This is a genomic window from Mucilaginibacter sp. P2_A5 (assembly GCF_056404995.1).
In genome coordinates this window covers 65,949-85,087 of record NZ_JBFUCY010000021.1, presented here as the reverse complement: position 1 = coordinate 85,087, position 19,139 = coordinate 65,949, and the positions used below count along the sequence as shown (strand labels likewise).

Sequence of the window (19,139 nt, the reverse complement as noted above, 5' to 3'; positions counted from 1 at the left end):
ATAAATCATCTATTAAATTTTACCTACGTACTCAACTGCTAACTTAAACTGCTTTAATTAAAAACATATTGAAATTTACGTCCAGATTAAATCAGTATTTTAAAAAATCAAGTATCTCTATTACTATCGGGCTTGGTGCGCTTAAAGTTGTCAAAGCGGTGTTAACGTTAGTTATCATTATTTTATCGGCAAAATATTTTGGAGCGTCATCTGATAGGGATGCCTGGCTGGTTGGAGTGTCAATTATAACGGTATTTATACAGCTTCTTTTTGGGCCGGTTAATGAAACGTTTATCACCAAATATATTCATATCCGCGAAGAGGAATCAGAGCAAAAGGTTAATGACGCAACCAACTCGCTAATTTCTACAATAATTATCATATCGTTAATTATCAGTGTTTTGGTTTATTGTTTCTCGCAAAATCTGGCAAATTTATTTGCTCCCGGTTTTACGCCAGCGCAAAAAAATGTACTGGTTTCTATGATTAATATTTTAATTCCCTCATTGGTCATGCTTGAGGTTGTTAATATCTGGAGTTCAATTTTAAATGCCTATAAATCATATTTTATCCCCGATTTATTTTCTTTTATCTCCCTTACGCTCAACATTGTTTTAATAATAGTGCTGTCGCCATCTATAGGTATTTATTCATTGATTGTATCGGCTTATGTAAGTTCCATGTTGCTGCTTGTAATATTATACAAGGAGCTTAGATTTAAATTTAACTACAAGTTTAGGCTTGTAATGCCGAGTTTGCAGCTGGTAAAACCGTTTTTTATTTTTGCGCTGCCGTTATATGTCAATTATTTGTTTTCTCAGGCCGATACCATTATTGAGCGGAACTTAACAACAACCAAGGGGACTGGAAGCATCTCGATGCTTGATTACGCCAGAAAGTTTACAGAACTGCCAACAGGCCTTATGATTGCCGTGGTAACCACGGTGCTAACCCCGCTGCTATCATTATATGCTGTAAAGAATACGCGTGAAGAACTGATGCATGAGACTCAGAAATACTTTCGGTTTACAGCCTTGCTAATATTGCCAATAGCAATTATGCTCATAATTGTACCGGGCGAAATTGTTGAAATTATATTAGTAAGAGGAAAATTTGTTGAACAGTACGTTGAACCTACAAGTTTATTATTGCGATGGTATGGATTGGGGTTATTTGCTGTGATATTTTATGTGGTTTACACACAACTACTGATAGCGCAAAAAAGGGTTTACTTTTTTTCAAAAGTTGTTATTTTAACTTATTTGGTAAAAATATGTTTTAACCTGTTTTTTAATAAATATTTTGAGCTAAATACTTTTCCAATTTCTTCAATGCTATCTAACCTTGTTATGGGGCTTATATTGATGTATTTTGGCTTAAAAGAATTTCGGAAAAAGATGCTTACCGATGCTTTTTTAGTATTGGTAATATTTTTAGCCCTATCGGTTGGCGGTTACTTTTTACGCGATTATCTGAAACCGTATTTAAAAAACAATTTAATAATGGTTTCGGTCATTTTAGCATTCATTTTTTTTACTGAACTGGGGCTTATTTTGTTGTTGAATATGGAGGAAGCCAGGGTAATTAAAAGATTTTTCAATTCATCGTATAAACGGATTTCGTTAAATGGGAAAAAAGATAAAAATTATTGAGTGTGCAGATCAGTTAGGCTTGGGGGGAACAGAATATGCACTTCAATTATATTGTAAATATTTAGACAAAGAAAGGTTTGACGTTACCGCTGTAGGCCTTTATAAAGGTGGTGAAAGAGAAAAACTAATTAGTGATCTGGGTATAAACGTAGTAGTGTTAAATGGTGATTTTGAAAAATTTGAAACGCTTATACAGCAAACGGATGTTTTTCATTGGCACGGTTATGGCCAGGTTGATAATAAACTTTTTGCTTTTTTAAATAAAAACAAACCCCGGTTAATTATACAAACCAACGTTTTTGGTCATTTTGAAAAATCACGCTATTATGATTTAATTGATTTTGACCTGTATATATCAAAAATGATTTTGGTAAGGCGTATGAAGCTTGACAAAGCTTTTGCAGATCAGTATGCCTATAAACGAAAGGTGTTGCCTTACCCTGTTGATATCGATTTTTTAAAAGGCAAAGATATTGAACCAGATTTGCAGGAAGTAATTAAGTTTAAGCAAATCCACAACATTGCCGATTGTTTTGTGGTTGGAAGAGTAGGTCGTGCCGATGATCATAAGTTTGATGTAATAACCCTTATCGCATTTAAAGAATATCTTAAATATAACAGTGCGGCTAAATTTTTACTTGTAGGTGCCACAAAAAACATGAAGGCAGTTATAAAAAAGTTAAAAATAACCGATAGCGTGGTAATCTTAAACAATACATCGGATATGAGGCAGCTTTTAACCTACTATAAAGCTATGGATGTGTTTTTGGCCGCAAGTAACATAGGTGAAAGTTTTGGAATGGTTATGGCCGAGGCCATGAGTATGGGGGTACCGGTAGTAACTATAAGTACCCCTGCCAAAGATAACGCCCAGGTTGAGGTTGTTGATAACGGAGTTACCGGATTTGTATCGTATCGTTTAAAAGAAACAATAGCCCAGGCTATTAATGAAATAAGCTCAAAGCCATTATTGGCCAAAGAAATGGGAAAAAATTCCATTGATAAAATTTCTCATTCGTACAACGCCCAGGCAATTGTATATAGCCTTGAGCAACTGGTATTTGATAAATTAGGTGTTGAATTTGAAAAAAAACCGAGTTTAATTGTTGACTGGGGCGAAAATCTTAAGATTGATTACAAAAAGAGGTGTAATGAACTATTTGGCGAAATTGATAATTTAGGTAAAGTAAAAGTATGGTACTATCAAACCCTGGCGTTTAAAGTTTACAATAAACTTTCGGGCATTATCAGAAAAAAACTTTCATGAAAATATTATTTATTAGTAGTGCCGGTCAGCCAGATTATCTATGTGATTCTTTATACCACGGCTTAAAAGAAAAGTATGGTAATGATGTAGAATCTGTTAATGACATGTGGTATATGTACACCACCTTGTTGCCAGATGAGCAGCAATATTTATATGGAAAAGGCTTTTCTTTATATGGCCTTTTGAATACCCAGGTTAAAAATGTACCATCAATAACCGAAATTGCCGATAGGATTGAAAACAATTATTATAGATACATAATTTATGGTGCTGTACAACAGTGTAAATTGTTTTTAAAAGAGGTATTTGATAACTATCCTTCCAATAAAATTATATTTATTGACGGCGAAGATAGGACATCTGTGCTTCCTCAATTGGTAAGCAAGGGGTTTTATTTTAAAAGAGAATTAGTAAGCACTCAAAAGAACTTATACCCAATCAGCTTTGCAATTCCGGCTAAAAAAATTGTCGATAACATTCCTCATAAAAGCCGGGATTGGGCTGTAAACTACCCTGGAAAACTTAATACATATATTCACAAAACAGAAGAATCATATTACGCCGACTATCGAACATCCAAATTTGCAGCTACGTTTAAAAAGGAAGGTTGGGATTGCCTTAGGCATTATGAAATATTAGCAAACGGCTGCTTGCCGTACTTTAAAGATTTAAAGGGTTGTCCTGCTAACACACTGACCAATTTTCCAAAGGATGTATTGCTGGATATAAAAACAAAGATTGAAAGTAAAACGCCTTTTTCTGATGAGGCATATAATCGGTTAGTCAATTTGTTATTAGATTATGCACGGAGAAACTTAACAACCGAAGCTTTGGCAGACTATGTTATCAAGGTAGCTTCAGATAATAAGTTGGAAGAAAATAACAAACCAATCAAAATACCCCTGGATGATGCAGTACAGAAGGCTGATTTTGTTGATCAGGTAATAAATAAAGTAAAATCGCCGGTACCGGTAATAATTCACCACGGGTTGTCATCGGCTCAGGAATTAAGGTTTTTGAAAAAAAACAACTTTATGTTATATGTCAATTCAATGTTCAAATCGGCATTAAATGATAATTGGCCAAATGGAGTTACCGTAAGGTGTAATAGTGGCGATGATATGCCTGTAGTTGCCGATGTGATTATTTTAGATACCGTATTGCCCTACCAGGAGAATATTTTAGATTACATGCAAAATGTTATAAAATTGATGCGGCAGGACACCAAGCTAATTATTGCAGTGCCCAATTACAGGAGCTTAGGAACTGTTTTAGGGTTTATGAAAAACGATTTAAAGTTTGGGCGCTTAACGCTTGCAAAAAGTTCGCAGGTTAATTTCTATTCTAAAACTTCACTAATTAAGTTTCTAAACTCCTTTAATCTGCAATATAAAAGAGTTCTTGGCTATAGCTTTGACGAAACACATCCAATAAAAAGAATGTTAAACAAGACGGCTTTTTTACAGTATTTCACCTGTAAAAAAATACTGATTGAAGCGGAGTTAAAACATGAATAAAGTATTCATTGTAGTAGTAAATTATACCAAATACAAGGATACCATAGAGTGTCTAGAAAGCGTGTTCAAATCGTCATGCCAGGATTTTCAGGTTATTCTTATTGATAATTCTCCTGATGATATTTCTGAAAATAACATCCGTAACTGGCTTAACGGCCAAAACAACGATGATATAGAAACTTTATTTCCAGAATTGGTTTATCCGTTAGTAAAAAAGCCTATCCCTTATAGATATAGCAAAGAAGAGGAGCTTAACGATATGCCTGGTTTAAAAAACGAGCGCTTATTATTTGTCAGGGCTGCTAATAAGGGTTTTGCCGCTGCTAATAATTTAGCTTTTAACTACATATTAAGGCAGGCTGATGAATCTTCTTTTATATGGGTGTTAAATAACGACACTGTTATTGCAAGAGATTGCCTCGAAAACTTAATTGGATTTTATAAAAATGGGGAGGCCGACACCATATTAGGGAGTAAGCTTAATTTTTATTATAAAAAAGAAGTATTACAAGCGGTGGCAGGCAGATATAACAAGTGGTTAGGTAGTACCCATCACGTTGGCGAAGGCGAAATTGATAACGGACAATATGATAATTTTAGAATGAACCCGGATAATTATATAGTTGGGGCATCAATGTTTTTGCCATTTTTGTTTTTGAAGAAAGTAGGGTTGATGAATGACGACTATTTTTTGTATTATGAAGAGTTGGATTGGATTTTGGCAAGTAAACAAAAGGGGTTTAAGCCGGCATTACAGACCAATGCGATTGTATATCATAAAGAGGGCACTTCAATTAATGGAGCTTCTTTCGGCGGCAAAAATAACGACAAATCTCTTGCTGATTATTATTCGATAGTAAATAGGCTCAAGTTTACAAAAAAATGGTATCCCAGCTGTTTATATACAGTTATACCCGGAGTTATTTATGCGTTATTAAAAAGGCTTGGTAAAGGTAGGTTTGCATTTGTAAATAAAACTGCCAAAGCAGTTATTAAAGTTTTGACAACTGATTATCATAGTGACAACATGAATAATGGGTAATTTCATTCTCTTTATTTCATTAACAATTTTAGCAATCGGACCGCTAATAATTTGGCCAAGCAGATACAACATCCCCATGTGGTTAAATGTTGGTTTTGTGTTCGTAGCTTATTTTGTTCCGTTGTTAATGTTAAGCGATAATGAAAATTACAACGGCGAAGTTTTTGATCTGTTTTATAAAATAACAGTTTTGGGTGCGTTTTGCTATTTGGTTGGCATACTGCTTGGTAACTTTTTGCCTCTTATAAGAATGCCCTTAAGCTTTGTGATCAGAAGCGATGAGTTTTACGAAAAAAGATTTATAAAGCTTACTCAGATATTTTTGATAGTTGGCATAGTGGGGATGTTATTAAGCTATCTGCTGATGGGCTTTGTGCCCGCCTTTGCAAGTGACCCACTTAACGCCAAGTTTTTTAGAGGACCATATCAGGCTCCTTACATGAGGGTTGCGGTTTTATACCGGGTTGCTAATCTTATTTTAATTAATGCTATCGCTTTTGGGTTTATATTGTTTTATCTAAAAAGAAGCCTGTTTAATTTTTTATTAATTATACTGGCGTCATGTGTATTGTTATCGACATTAAACCGAGGTACAACAGCATTTGCGTTATTAACAGTTATTGGTTTGGTATGTGCCAGTAAGGGTAAAATATATTCATGGCTGTTTGTTATCATAAATTCCCTAACCATTATTGTTGGCAGTATCTCTTATTATATTATAGGGCTTATTTTTGGTATAGATCAGTTTACAGATCTGTACTCTGAAGATTCCATATGGACGCTTATTGCCTCCGGAGCGCCGGATATATCAGATCAGTTGCAGTTTTTAAAAATGTATTTGCTTAATCCGGAACTCACCTATGGTAAAACTTTTTTGGGAGGGTTGGTGCCGGGACATTATAAATGGAACCCCTCGGTTTGGGCGCTAAGTGTTATAAGCCCTGATACCGATCTAAATGACATTACATCCGGGGGCTTGCGGCTACCGGTATCAATATGGGGATATACCTCGTTTTCCTGGCCTGGCGTAATTATGGTAAGCTTAATATCTGGGCTAATAATCGGATATTTTACCAAATACCTTAAACACTGGATGAGAAATCGAAACATGGCTAAAAATATTGTAGCTATTACTTTTTATAGTTTAATTGGGCTGCAATTTTCGGGCTTTTACGTTTTCTCTTACATGTTTTTTCCGCCACTTATTGTTCTCTTTTTTTACATTTTTATCCTGAAGAAGTAAGAATGAATATCGTCATCAACGCCCGTTTCCTTACCCAAAAACTTACCGGGGTACAACGTTTTGCCATCGAAATTGCCCGGCATTTAAAAGCGTTGATGCCATCCGCCAAGTTTGTTGCCCCATCAAATATAATTCATCATCAGTTGGCTACCGAACTTGGCGTAACTATAATAGGCAAGCGTACTGGTGCTGCCTGGGAGCAAATTGACCTGCCCCTGTATTTAAAAAAAAATGAGAAGCCATTTTTGATCAACTTGTGTAACGTAGCGCCGCTTTTTTATAGCAATCAGGCCATAACGTTGCATGATGTTGCTTTTTTAGTCAATCCCGTTTGGTTTAACAAAAATTTCGTACGCTTCTATAAATTTCTGATCCCGCGAATCGCTAAAAAGGCCCAAATTGTTTTCACCGTCAGCGATTTCTCTAAGTCGGAAATCGTGAAGTACATTGGGATTGATCCTCGAAAAATAAAAGTAATATATAATGGAGTATCAGACCTGGCGATTCCAAAATACACCGGGGCTGGTTACGGGAGGTATATTTTAACGGTTGGATCTATAGATAAAAGAAAAAACATCCTGAATCTTATAGAAGCATTTAAGTTGACAACAAGCAAATACCTCAAACTTATTATTGTTGGCGATGTTAATTCAATTTTCAATAACCGGGGTAATGAAATGCTGAAAACCAATGGGAACATCATATTTACCGGCCGTGTTGATGACGCTCATTTAGCAGGTTTATACATGCAAGCACAAATGTTTGTTTATCCAAGCCTATATGAAGGCTTTGGGCTTCCTCCTATAGAGGCTATGCAATACGGCTGCCCTACCCTTGTTTCTGACATTCCCAGCTTGCGGGAAGTTTGCGGCGATGCCAGTTTATATCTGGATCCCCTGGATACAAACGACATATCGAAAAAGATAGAATTATTACTTAACGACGAGGATTTGCGTAATAGCCTCGTTGAAAAGGGCAAGCAAAACAGTAACAGGTTTAGTTGGAAAGTGTCGGCTAAGCAAATTGTCAATACAATAGAAAATTTAATTATTTAAACTTGAAAGTAGCATTAGTACACGAATGGCTTACCGTTATTGGCGGCTCAGAAAATGTTTTTAAAGAAATAGCCTCACTTTACCCGGATGCCGATATTTTTACATTAGTTGCGCGGGATGAAACTATCAAGGCACTGGCTCTTAGCAATCATAAGATAACAACATCATTTATTCAAAACTTACCGTTCGCAAAAACAAAATACAGGTCATATTTGCCACTGTTTCCCCTTGCGATAGAACAATTTGACTTATCGGGATACGATCTGGTCATTTCATCTTCTCATGCTGTGGCCAAGGGGGCGTTAACCAGTTCAAACCAATTGCATATTTGTTATTGTCACTCTCCGATAAGATATGCCTGGGACCTGCACCATCAATATTTGAAAGAGTCCGGATTAAATAAAGGGATAAAGGGATTTATCGCAAAATATCTGCTTCATCGTATCAGGGCCTGGGATATTATTAGTACCAACCGTGTTGATCATTTTATAGCGAATTCAAACTATATCGCTAAGCGAATCAAGAAGATTTACGGCCGCGAAAGCACAGTTATTCATCCTAATGTTGCAACAGAAGATTTCTTGCCGGTTTATAAAAAGAGTGATTATTACGTCACCTGCTCGAGGTTTGTGCCCTATAAAAAAATTGACCTGATTGTTCAGGCGTTTGCCCAAATGCCGGATAAAAAGCTCTTTGTTATTGGTGATGGCCCTGATTTTAAAAAAGTGAGCAGATTAGCAAAATCAAATACTATATTATTGGGGCATCAACCATTTAATGAGTTAAAAAGATATCTGGCAGAGGCAAAGGCCTTTGTTTTTGCAGCCGAAGAAGATTTCGGCATTTTACCGGTAGAAGCACAGGCTTGCGGCACTCCGGTTATCGCCTATAAAAAAGGGGGGGTTTTAGAAAGCGTCATCGAAAATAAGACCGGGATATTTTTCGACGAGCAATCAGTAGAATCAATTAAATCGGCGGTTGAATGGTTTGATGTTAATAAATCGCTATTTAATTACAACGAAATTGTTACACACGCGGCCCGGTTTTCAACCGACAGGTTTAAAAAAGAGATTCTGAACTATATCATCAGCAGGAAGGTATAAGAGGGGCGGTTTTTTTGAAATAATAAATAATTAAAATTGTATTGTAGCGTTTAAGGATTAACATTCGTATTTGTAGTAATCGTTATCATTTTGGCATAATTAGTGCATTATAAATGAAAAAGTATTACATTTGCGTATCCTATCCTTAACCCTTATGAATATACGTTACTCAAAACTCTTACCCGTAATCACGTTTATCAGTGATTTAATAATATTAAATATTTGTATACAATTTGCTCATTTATTGGTATTTAACTACTTTTCTAATGAGATAAGCTCGTCTGTCTTTTTACTTTTGGTTAATATGGCGTGGATTTCCATTGCCTCTTTAACCAAGAATTATGTGATTCAACGGCCATTGGTATTTAGCAATAGCATTAACAGAATTTTATCGTCCCTTATCTACCATTCGTTAGCTGTGCTTGGCGTAGTATACTTTTTCAAGTTTTATCAAGTAAGCCGTTGGGAAATGTTTTTTACTTACTTGCTGTTTTTTACCTTAATAGTTATTGAACGATCACTGATTTTTGCGGGATTAGACTATATCCGCAAAAAGGGGTTTAACATTAAGCATATTCTTATAATTGGGAATGAAGATATCGCGCACAGGGTAAAAAAATCTTTTGAAAAGCAGCCGGAATATGGCTATAATTTCGTGGGTAATATAACAGAAGAATCGCTTGGTAAAATGACGAGGCAAATGTTATTTGATAAAATTATAGAAACAGAGGTAAAAGAAGTGTTTATATGTTACAGGGCACTTGACCAAAGTTTACTTAAAAGCATTGTTGATTTTGGCGACCAAAACGCAATTAAAATTAAGTTTGTTTCTGATTTAGTGCTTGAAAACAGCAGTGCAACTATTATCAATTACAAAAGTTTTCCGGTAATTCAGTTGTCCAATTCAGTTGAACTTAGCCTTAAAATAATTGTTTTCAAACGGTGTTTTGACATTCTGTTTTCATTGTTTGTAATGGTTCCCGGGTTCCCGGTATTTGTATTGTTGATAATAATAACAAAATTGACATCAAAAGGACCTGTGTTTTATGCGCAGGAAAGAATCGGAAGAAATAATAAGCCCTTTAAAATTTACAAGTTTCGGAGTATGTACGTTAACTCCGAATTATTGGGGCCTCAATTATCGAGTGATCACGATCCGCGAATTACCAAATGGGGGCGGATAATAAGAAAGTCCCGATTAGACGAACTTCCTCAATTTTGGAACGTACTAAAAGGAGATATGTCAATTGTAGGACCAAGGCCCGAGCGCCAGTTTTTTATTGAACAACTCATAGAAAGATCGCCAAATTATAAAAAGTTATTACGCTTAAAACCCGGTTTAACTTCAATGGGGCAAGTGAACTATGGTTATGCAGAGAATGTTGACCAAATGTGCAACCGTGTTCGTTATGATTTACTTTACCTCAATAACATAAACCTGAATAGTGAAATTGGCGTAATTTTAAAAACTATTAGGGTAATGACGCAGTTAAAGGGTAAATAATAGTTTCTGGTATTGCGTTTTATTTTACTCAAATTGAACATAAAGCCATTAGCCGTCATTACATTTAGCCCGCCTTTGTTCAATTTCCAGGCCGAATAGGATTGTTTATTTTCAATATCAACAAACAGTCAGAGCGTACACAGGTGGCGACATATGCACGCCTTAATTGCATTGTTATAATTGTCAAAAAAACAATTATAACAATGCCGGAAACCTTCGGTAATGTCGCAATGCAATGCTTTAAAAAGAGTAACAAGTTTTTATTTTTCTAAAAAAGATATATATTTGTTAATAATTGTTTAAAAAACAATTATTAATTATTAACCTCAAAAAATTAAACCTGATGTTTTTTAAGCGTGTTTTGCCTGCAATATGCCTGGCTATGTTGTTTACTGCTGATTTGACCTATGGTCAGAGTGCTGCCGTTCCGGGTGTTCAAAAGGCGAAGATCCCCACGGCAAAACCTATCAGCAAGGATTTGTTTGGAGTGTTTTTTGAAGACCTGAGCTACGCGGCCGATGGCGGCCTTTACGCCGAACTTATTCAGAACAATTCATTCGAGTACAGCGCGAGCGACAGGAAAACATGGAACCCGCTAACCAACTGGGAGTATACTACCGAGGGTTACGGTTACGGCACAATATCTGTAGAAACAGCCAAACCCCTGCACCCCAATAACCCGCACTATGTGCAGCTGAATATCGACGATGCCGGGCAGCAGGGCGTGGGTATTACCAATGCCGGTTACGATGGCATCAGCATTATAGCAGGTCAAAAATATGATTTCTCCATCTACGTAAGGCAAATATCGGCCAAACCTGTTGGTATGCAAGTGGAACTGCGTGGAGACAAGGGCGCGGTATGCGGTACATTTTCATTCCAGACCCAGGCCGGCCCATGGAAAAAGTATACAGGAACCATTACCGCCACAGAAAGCGCCGATTCGGCAAGGCTTACTGTGCTTGGCAGGCAACATTCGGTATTGGCTATCGACGAAGTTTCGCTGTTTCCGCATAATACCTTTAAAAACCAGGCCAACGGGCTGCGGGCCGATCTTGCTCAGGCCATAGCCGGCCTTGAACCTAAATTTCTCCGTTTTCCGGGAGGCTGCCTGGTGCACGGCGATGGCGTTAATAACATATACCGCTGGAAAAATACCGTAGGCCCCGTTGAGCAGCGCGTACAACAGCGCAACATCTGGAACTACCACCAAAGCACCGGCCTGGGCTTTTATGAATATTTTAGATTTTGCGAGGATATTGGCGCCAAACCGCTGCCCGTAGTGGCGGCCGGTGTAAGCTGCCAAAATTCGGGCGGGACTTGGCGCATAGGCGGTACCGGCCAAAAAGGAATCCCTTTGACCGAAATGAAAAGCTATATCCAGGATGTGCTCGACCTGATAGAATATGCCAACGGGCCTGCAACCTCGGTTTGGGGGGCTAAACGGGCCGCAGCCGGCCATCCAAAACCATTTAACCTGCAGTATGTGGGTATTGGCAATGAAGACAAGCAAACCAATGATTTCAGGGACCGCTTTAAAATGATATACGATGCCGTACGTGCAAAACATCCCGAAATTACCATTGTGGGCACGGTAGGCCCCGCACCCTCGGGCGAAGATTACGACCTTGGATGGAAGTTTGCCGACCAGCTATCTGTGCCTGTTGTTGATGAGCACTTTTACGAAAAACCCGAATGGTTCCTGAAAAATAATAGCAGGTATGACAGCTATCGCAGACCAAAATCAAAGGTATACATCGGCGAATATGCATCCTGGGGCAATACCCTTATCAACGCGCTTTCAGAAGCCGCTTTTATGACCAGCCTTGAACGTAACGGCGATATTGTGCAAATGGCATCCTACGCGCCGCTGCTAGCCAATCTTAAACATACCTCGTGGAACCCCAATCTCATTTATTTTAATAACAAAACCCTGGCACCTACGGTAAATTACTATGTTCAGCAATTATTTTCGGTTAACCAGGGCAACAAGTATATTCCCGGGATAATATCATTTAACCAGCCCGGCGCCCGCGCCGATTCAACGCTGGCTGCATCATGCGTGCAAAACAGCAAAACCGGCGATATTATTTTAAAAATAGTTAATGCCGGTCCGCAGTCCGCAACTGCCAGCGCAAATCTTTCCAGTCTGGGCGCTGTGGCGACTAAGGCCACAATTGAAGTACTGCAAGGCCAGCCTACTGACAAAAACACCATTGATCAACCCAAAAATATCGTACCGTCGCGCGCTGAAATCAGTGTAACACAACTGGGCAATTATGTCGTACCGCGTTATTCATTAAGTGTGATACGCATCAGTTTAAAAGGAAATTAGCATATGATTGAAACTTTCGTGATTGCTGGAAATGACATGGATTGGTAGGCCTTGGAATACGAGAACTACCAACCTGTTTACGTTGTGCCGGGCTATGAGAAGTTGAATTTTCAACTGTGGATGGGCCTGTCATTGGCAGCTTGCCGAAGACTCGCCCGGGAGGCCTTTGCCTTCAATGCTTCGACAGGCCCAGTAAAACAATCCTTTTTACAACCTCATACCGGGAAACGCATTATGCACTCCCACATGCAGAAAGAAGCCTTCTTATTTATTAAAAACGCGCATTATTTCATAATTACATTATCTTTAGCTTTAATAAACCTGAGGCTATGGATTTTTTTATCGTTGTTTTACTGATACTGATTATTGTTTTAATTGTAAACAACAAAAGCAGCGTTACCCGCCATATAGAAGCGCTCGAAACCCAGATACTGGAATTAAAGCGAATGATTGAACATTTGCGTGTATCCAAACTGACGGAAGAACTGACCAAACGCGAAGAGGTAGCTAAACCTGTTATCAAGGATATTCCCGTTGTAAAAGCCCCCGAGCCACCCGTTTTACCGGTTCCACCAGCAATAAAACCTGAGCCGGACCCCGTTAAGATTGAAAGACAACCCAAGGTGATCAGCGATATCATACCGGCTATTAACCGTCCTGTAAAAACAACCGCACCAACATCACCTGTATCCGAAGAACCACAACTTTCCTTTTTTGAACGTTACCCCGACCTGGAGAAATTCATTGGCGAAAACCTGGTTAACAAAATTGGTATCGCCATATTGGTACTGGCCATTGGCTACTTTGTAAAATTCGCTATCGATACAGGCTGGATAGGCAAAGGCGGTCGGGTGGCGATCGGCATCATCTGCGGCGCCATTTTAATAGGCATAGCCCACTGGCTGCGCAATAGCTATAAAGCTTTTAGCTCGGTACTGGCCGGTGGTGGTTTGGCTGTATTTTATTTTACAGTAACGCTGGCCTATCACCAGTTCGGAATGTGGGGACAAACAACTTCGTTTATTATCCTAATTGTTATTACCATTTTCGCGGTGTTGCTTTCATTGCTATATGATAAGCAAGAACTTGCGGTTATAGCGCTGGTTGGCGGTTTTGCCAGCCCGTTTATGGTGAGCACGGGCAAGGCCAATTACGATGCCTTGTTTATTTACCTGCTGATACTGAATACCGGCCTGCTCATCATTGCCTATTATAAAGCATGGCGAGTGCTCAACATTGTGTCATTTGCGTTTACGGTCATTGTATTTGGAGGGGTGCTGTACTCGCTTACAGCGCCAACCTACCATTACGGGTTAATTTACGGCAGCATATTTTATGTGCTTTATTTCGCCATCAATGTCGCCAATAACGTTAAGGAGAACAAAAAGTTCATTGGCTCGGATTTTAGCATCCTGCTTATCAATACAGGGCTTTATTTTGCGGCAGGTTTGTACCTCTTAAAGGCCATGCACGAGGAGCAATTCCGCGGGTTGTTTTGTGTGAGTTTGGCAGTGGTAAACCTCATCCTGTCATACATCCTGTTCCGTAACCGTAAGGTTGATGCCAATATATTGTACCTGCTTATCGGTATTACGCTCACCTTTATTTCGCTGGCTGCGCCTATTCAACTGCGCGGCAATAATATAACCCTGTTCTGGGCTGCCGAAACGGTGGTGCTTTATTGGTTGTATCTGCGCTCGTCAATCAAATTAATGAAGCTTACCTCGCTTATTTTATGGGTAGCTATGTTGATGAGCCTGCTGATGGACTGGTACAAGATTTATCCCGGTCACCTCATCAGGCTTACCATTATTGCCAACAGTGGTTTTATTACAACATTGGTAGCCGCTATCAGCTCGTTCCTGTTATCGGTATTGGTAAACCGAGATGATAACGAAGACGCCGTTGGTATAAAATTCAGTAAACACATATTCAGTACCGTGGGCCTGGCGCTTTTATTTTTAAGCGGATTGTTAGAGATAAACCACCAGCTTTTAAATCGCCACCCAGGTACCGATCTTAATATTTTATACATGATGCTGTATACCCCAGCATTTATTTATAGCTACTACCTGGTATCGATAAAAGTACCAGCCGTTAAGCTTAACGATAATATCCGGATAGGTGTGTTAATGGTTTGTGTTACCGCTGACCTGGTAACAATGCCAAAGTTTTTTGGCTTGCTTACAGATATGCTGAGCACCGGCAAACCGCCATCGGGCCATTTTGCAGTGCATTGGATAAGCGCGGGATTAATCGGCCTGCTGTTTTACCGGATCATTCGCCTTTGCCAAACCACTATGGACGATGGCATGAAGACGCTTTTTACCTGGATCCTGAGCGCCGGTATCGTAGTGTTTTTAAGCCTGGAGTTTTGCCTGCTGAGCAACCTGGTTTTTTACAGCAATATGCACTCGATCGAACGGATTGAAACGGTGTATGTTAAAACCACGCTGCCCATATTATGGGGTTTGCTATCCTTCGCGCTTATGTGGCTGGGCATGCGCAATAAAATACGTACCATGCGTATTGTGTCGTTAACCCTGTTTTCGATCACGCTGCTCAAATTATTTACCTATGATATTGTAAATATTCCGCAGGCGGGCAAAATAGCGGCCTTCTTTTGCCTGGGTGTATTGCTGCTTATTATATCCTTTATGTACCAAAAGGTTAAAAAAATTATTGTTGATGATGAAACTGCTAAAAGGAAGGAAGACTAATATAGCCTTAACCGTTTTTTTGTGTGGATTGATGGTTACGGCATCGGCACAAAAAAGCTTTAAATATAAGGCTGCCCTGCAACAGGTAGATAGTACGGGTTTTTACCGCATCAACCTGAAGCCTGGCTTTGTTGCCAAAGCTAAAGGGGATATGGCCGATATCAGGATAGCCGATGCTAAAGGCAACTTTGTTCCCTACATACAGGCGGGCAGCCTGCCACAAAAAAATCAGCAAAGCTTTGTGGTTTTTAATAAAATAAATGCACGCCTGCCCACGGATACAGGCACTACCTATATTGTTGAAAATAAAACAGGACTTGCACTCGACCGGCTCTGGATAAAACTGCAAAATACCGCGGTAAGCCGCAAGGTAAACCTGGTGGGCAGCGATGACCTGCAACAATGGTTTGCCATACAGGAAGATATCCCCTTACAAGAGGCCGTTCAAAACAGCGCGGGCGCCTACATGCAGTCGCTGTCGTTCCCGGCCAGTAGCTATCGTTATTTAAAGATGCTGGTTAATGATAAAAACAAAACGCCCATCAAGTTTTTGCAGGCAGGCATTTATACCGAATATGCCAAAACACTGGCTTATACACCCATCCCTTCGCTTCAGTTTACGCAAGCCGATAGCAACAAAACTACCTTCATCAACATAAAACTAAACGACAATTACCAGGTAAACAGGCTGCATTTAAATATCAGCGCGCCTAAATATTACAGGCGGAACATCACCGTTTACCAAATCGCCGGCAATTATAAGGAAGCCGTTGCCGAAGCTGAATTAAATTCAACCAAAAACACCGACCTGCTGTTTTCTGCAAAGGCCGGCCAATTGTTATTACAGATAGCCAATGGCGATAACCAGCCATTAACCATTACCGGCATTAATGCTTACCAAACCGACCAGTACCTGGTAAGTTATCTTGACGGCAAGCAACACTTTCGCCTTTTGGTTGGCGATTCAACCGCGCAGGCGCCAGAATACGATCTGAAGTTTTTTGCCGATAGCATAAAAGATAACATCCCTACAATCAGCCATGATGCCGTTGTTAAAAACAATGTGGCTTTACCGGCCCAGGCAAAAGCCGGCAAGGATTATACGGTATTGATTTGGGTAGCCATTGTAGTTGCGTTGGCCTTGTTGTTATTGCTTACGTTGAAGATGACGAAGGAGGTGGGGAAGAAGGTGGGTGATAAGAATAACTGATTTTAGTTGATTGTGCGGTTTATTTCGGCAGCCTTCTCCGCTGAGTTTTCCAGATCGCCAATATCAATTTGATCCAGCAAGCCGACAGCGCACCGGCAAGATGCCTGTGATGACACAGGCACCGGAAAAAGCATAGCCGGGCGTGTCTTCGCCAGCGTTCAAAGCCGGTGCATCTCTTAAATCAGAACTCCCCATAGGGCAGCCCGTTTTTTAATGCACCCTGCAAAAGTGTTCCACCGGAACGGTGGAACATTGCGGAACGCTTTGGAACGCATCGTGTCTGATAATCAACAACTTGCATTTTATCGCAAACGCGGTGTGGAACACTATAGCCTTTGATTATCAGTAGCTTAGGTATCTGGCAAAATATATCACCTGTAAACTTTTTTCAGGACGAGACATCAAGCTTGTTTGAATACTGAAGCTATTAATTCATTGTATATTACTTTATTGAATAGGTAATCAATGTGTTAGCTTTATGCATTCTGCTCTTAGCTCCGATAACCTAGTCTGTCGGGTTATCAATCACCAACTTACTCCAGCCTTTTGAGCCGGCGTTTTTGATCTCCTTTTTTTGGGCTTCCATCGCTTTTTTAATGCGGGTGCTGTATGCCCAGCACGTACTTTGGCGGATGGACAGGATCTCGGATAATTTATGGGATGATATTTTCCCTTTAGTAGAGTACATCAAAAAGATCATATAAAAAGCCTTATTGATGGGAATACGGGTGTTTTGTAAAATGGTGTAAGCAATTACCGATTCTTCGTAACCGCACTTGGAGCAGCGGCGGCTGTAGGGTAAATGCCCGCCACCGTAATGGGTACCGTTACATTTGCGGCAGGCATAGCCGTTTTCCCACTTCAGGTCACTCAGGAATTTAAAACAGGTTTCCCGGTCGGGATAGATCCTGCTGAACTCCTCAAAATCAACCTCGGCCGACATAACCCTATCGTGTGTTACCTTCTCAATATCGTTATGCAGGGTAACATTATCCTTCTCCAGCAGCACGTTCATACGCGAAATTTCTTCGGCCTGCTGCTGCAGTAATTCGTTTACAGATCGCAGTTCTTCGTTCTGGTCGGCTATCATCGATGATTTTTCGACCAGTTCTTTGGTACGTTCCTGTACCTGTTCTTCCAGGCGTTTGTTTAGCACGTCTTTTAGTTCCTCGTTCTGCTTCATCTGCTTAATGATGGCCACCTGGGCATCATCCTTTTCTTTTTTCAGAATGCGTACCTTGTCGCCTATGGCAAAAGAGATGAACAGCATTTCGGTAATAAAACAAACGCTCAGGCTATAGTAATCAAACTCGGTAACCGGCAGCCACCACATGTTTAAGGCGATACAGCTTTTGATGATAAAACCCGTGAGCAAAAACAAATACCCGATCACAAAAAAACGGGCCGGCTTGTACCCTTTGGCCCAGGTATAGCAGCCTGCATAAAATGCCAGCAGTAGCGGAATAAACTCAATTATCTTGTAATTAAACCAGCTGTTGTTTATGGTGATACAGGCCATAAAAAACAGGCAGCGCAGGGCGATAACCCAACTTGTAACTTTATATAAACGGGGCGCGTTTACTTTTAAATTGAGCAGGCTTTGGGTAAACAGCACCGCGAATATACTGGCGGCAAACAAAGCAATGCCGTAAGCATACTGGTTCCAGCCGGGGTTGTTGGGCCAAATGTATTGGTAGGCAATACCATCGGCACACATTTCATAAAGGCCAATGCTGATGTTGTAGGCAATGTAATACAGGTATTGCACCTTGCGCATGGCAATAAACATCATGAGGTTATACAGGCCGAAAACCAGGATCATCCCATAAAAAACACCAAAAAAGAAATACTCATCCAGCGCGTAACTGATAAACCAGCTCACAGTACGCAATACCATAATTACGTTAACCGAGTGGTGCGACCTGATGCGGACGTAATAAACCGCATAGCCTGTTCCCGGGTTATTTAAATTAAGGCTGAAGTTTTTATGGTGATAAAATCGTTCAGAAAACGGGCGGCTGCTCCCTAAAAGCACAGGAATATATTTATTACCGCCGATAGGCGAATAAACGGTAATACTATCAATGGTTTGATCAAAAAACTCCAACAGCCAGCTATTTTTAGTGGCGGGGTTGCCGCCAATTTTAATACGGTACCAATAGGAGGAATTTACGTTCCGGGTAACCGGAGTTGGCTCGGGGTTTACCTTGAAACGGTTATCAAAAGTGGGCAGGCCATTGCCGGTAAACTGCAGGCGGCCGGTAGTATCTTCAAAATAATAAACCTGGTTGTATTCAAATATATGCTGCTTAACATGATCATCCAACCGGACAATAGTTTGGGCTGAAACAGGGATAATAAAGTAAAAAACAGATAGTATAACGGCAGGAAAAAATCTCGTTAAAAGTTTATACATACGCAGGTAAAAGGGGTAAGTATCTTTCGTACCCGCAGCTTGGTTTTGCGGGCACGAAAGCTGTTTAATTTGGTT

At 39.8% G+C, this 19,139-nt stretch carries 12 protein-coding genes; 11 read left to right on the top strand and 1 reads right to left on the bottom strand.

Translation table 11 applies throughout. The features are described from left to right. Nucleotides 1-68 precede the first annotated feature (68 nt). The 11 genes from murJ to AC1DXF_RS19080 all read left to right on the top strand — a co-directional run bounded on the left by murJ (nt 69) and on the right by AC1DXF_RS19080 (nt 16,648). Entirely contained in the window at nt 69-1,652 is a 1,584-nt protein-coding gene (murJ, locus tag AC1DXF_RS19130) for a murein biosynthesis integral membrane protein MurJ (protein WP_477450300.1), read from the top strand. Beyond that, nucleotides 1,627-2,919, top strand: coding sequence for a glycosyltransferase family 4 protein (locus AC1DXF_RS19125; RefSeq protein WP_477450299.1), 1,293 nt, complete (start codon nt 1,627-1,629; stop codon nt 2,917-2,919). The genes murJ and AC1DXF_RS19125 overlap by 26 nt, the downstream gene beginning before the upstream one ends. Beyond that, nucleotides 2,916-4,436 carry a hypothetical protein gene (locus tag AC1DXF_RS19120; RefSeq protein WP_477450298.1) on the top strand — a complete coding sequence of 507 codons (1,521 nt, stop codon included), beginning with the start codon at nt 2,916-2,918 and terminating at the stop codon, nt 4,434-4,436. The genes AC1DXF_RS19125 and AC1DXF_RS19120 overlap by 4 nt, the downstream gene beginning before the upstream one ends. Continuing rightward, a complete protein-coding gene (locus AC1DXF_RS19115) occupies nt 4,429-5,478 on the top strand; it encodes a glycosyltransferase family 2 protein (RefSeq protein ID WP_477450297.1) in 1,050 nt (349 codons plus the stop codon). Before AC1DXF_RS19120 ends, AC1DXF_RS19115 begins: the two co-directional genes overlap by 8 nt. Before the next feature lie 76 nt (nt 5,479-5,554). Continuing rightward, nucleotides 5,555-6,721 carry an O-antigen polymerase gene (locus AC1DXF_RS19110; RefSeq protein ID WP_477450296.1) on the top strand — a complete coding sequence of 389 codons (1,167 nt, stop codon included), beginning with the start codon at nt 5,555-5,557 and terminating at the stop codon, nt 6,719-6,721. Between the two features lie 95 nt (nt 6,722-6,816). Then, complete coding sequence (locus AC1DXF_RS19105; RefSeq protein ID WP_477450346.1) at nt 6,817-7,776, top strand: glycosyltransferase family 4 protein; 960 nt, start codon at nt 6,817-6,819, stop codon at nt 7,774-7,776. A gap of 2 nt (nt 7,777-7,778) precedes the next feature. Continuing rightward, complete coding sequence (locus AC1DXF_RS19100) at nt 7,779-8,879, top strand: glycosyltransferase family 4 protein (protein WP_477450295.1); 1,101 nt, start codon at nt 7,779-7,781, stop codon at nt 8,877-8,879. A gap of 154 nt (nt 8,880-9,033) precedes the next feature. After that, nucleotides 9,034-10,383: an exopolysaccharide biosynthesis polyprenyl glycosylphosphotransferase gene (locus tag AC1DXF_RS19095; protein WP_477450294.1), complete on the top strand. Its 1,350-nt coding sequence runs from the start codon at nt 9,034-9,036 to the stop codon at nt 10,381-10,383. A 343-nt stretch (nt 10,384-10,726) separates the two neighbouring features. Continuing rightward, complete coding sequence (locus tag AC1DXF_RS19090; RefSeq protein WP_477450293.1) at nt 10,727-12,718, top strand: alpha-L-arabinofuranosidase C-terminal domain-containing protein; 1,992 nt, start codon at nt 10,727-10,729, stop codon at nt 12,716-12,718. 329 nt (nt 12,719-13,047) lie between these two features. Beyond that, nucleotides 13,048-15,438, top strand: a complete 2,391-nt coding sequence (locus AC1DXF_RS19085; RefSeq protein ID WP_477450292.1) for a DUF2339 domain-containing protein — start codon at nt 13,048-13,050, stop codon at nt 15,436-15,438. Next, entirely contained in the window at nt 15,407-16,648 is a 1,242-nt protein-coding gene (locus tag AC1DXF_RS19080; protein WP_477450291.1) for a hypothetical protein, read from the top strand. The genes AC1DXF_RS19085 and AC1DXF_RS19080 overlap by 32 nt, the downstream gene beginning before the upstream one ends. Before the next feature lie 505 nt (nt 16,649-17,153). Here AC1DXF_RS19080 and AC1DXF_RS19075 read toward each other — a convergent pair. Continuing rightward, the gene (locus AC1DXF_RS19075; protein WP_477450290.1) at nt 17,154-19,064 is read right to left on the bottom strand and encodes a 7TM diverse intracellular signaling domain-containing protein; all 1,911 of its coding nucleotides are present in this window, start codon (nt 19,062-19,064) and stop codon (nt 17,154-17,156) included. Nucleotides 19,065-19,139 lie beyond the last annotated feature (75 nt).

Excerpts from the sequence above, each read along its gene's own strand:
- AC1DXF_RS19085 (WP_477450292.1), top strand. The coding sequence starts at position 13,048 with ATGGATTTTTTTATCGTTGTTTTACTGATACTGATTATTGTTTTAATT.
- AC1DXF_RS19120 (WP_477450298.1), top strand. The coding sequence starts at position 2,916 with ATGAAAATATTATTTATTAGTAGTGCCGGTCAGCCAGATTATCTATGT.
- AC1DXF_RS19080 (WP_477450291.1), top strand. The coding sequence starts at position 15,407 with ATGATGAAACTGCTAAAAGGAAGGAAGACTAATATAGCCTTAACCGTT.
- AC1DXF_RS19090 (WP_477450293.1), top strand. The coding sequence starts at position 10,727 with ATGTTTTTTAAGCGTGTTTTGCCTGCAATATGCCTGGCTATGTTGTTT.
- AC1DXF_RS19110 (WP_477450296.1), top strand. The coding sequence starts at position 5,555 with ATGTGGTTAAATGTTGGTTTTGTGTTCGTAGCTTATTTTGTTCCGTTG.
- AC1DXF_RS19105 (WP_477450346.1), top strand. The coding sequence starts at position 6,817 with ATGCCATCCGCCAAGTTTGTTGCCCCATCAAATATAATTCATCATCAG.
- AC1DXF_RS19115 (WP_477450297.1), top strand. The coding sequence starts at position 4,429 with ATGAATAAAGTATTCATTGTAGTAGTAAATTATACCAAATACAAGGAT.
- AC1DXF_RS19125 (WP_477450299.1), top strand. The coding sequence starts at position 1,627 with ATGGGAAAAAAGATAAAAATTATTGAGTGTGCAGATCAGTTAGGCTTG.
- AC1DXF_RS19095 (WP_477450294.1), top strand. The coding sequence starts at position 9,034 with ATGAATATACGTTACTCAAAACTCTTACCCGTAATCACGTTTATCAGT.
- AC1DXF_RS19075 (WP_477450290.1), bottom strand. The coding sequence starts at position 19,064 with ATGTATAAACTTTTAACGAGATTTTTTCCTGCCGTTATACTATCTGTT.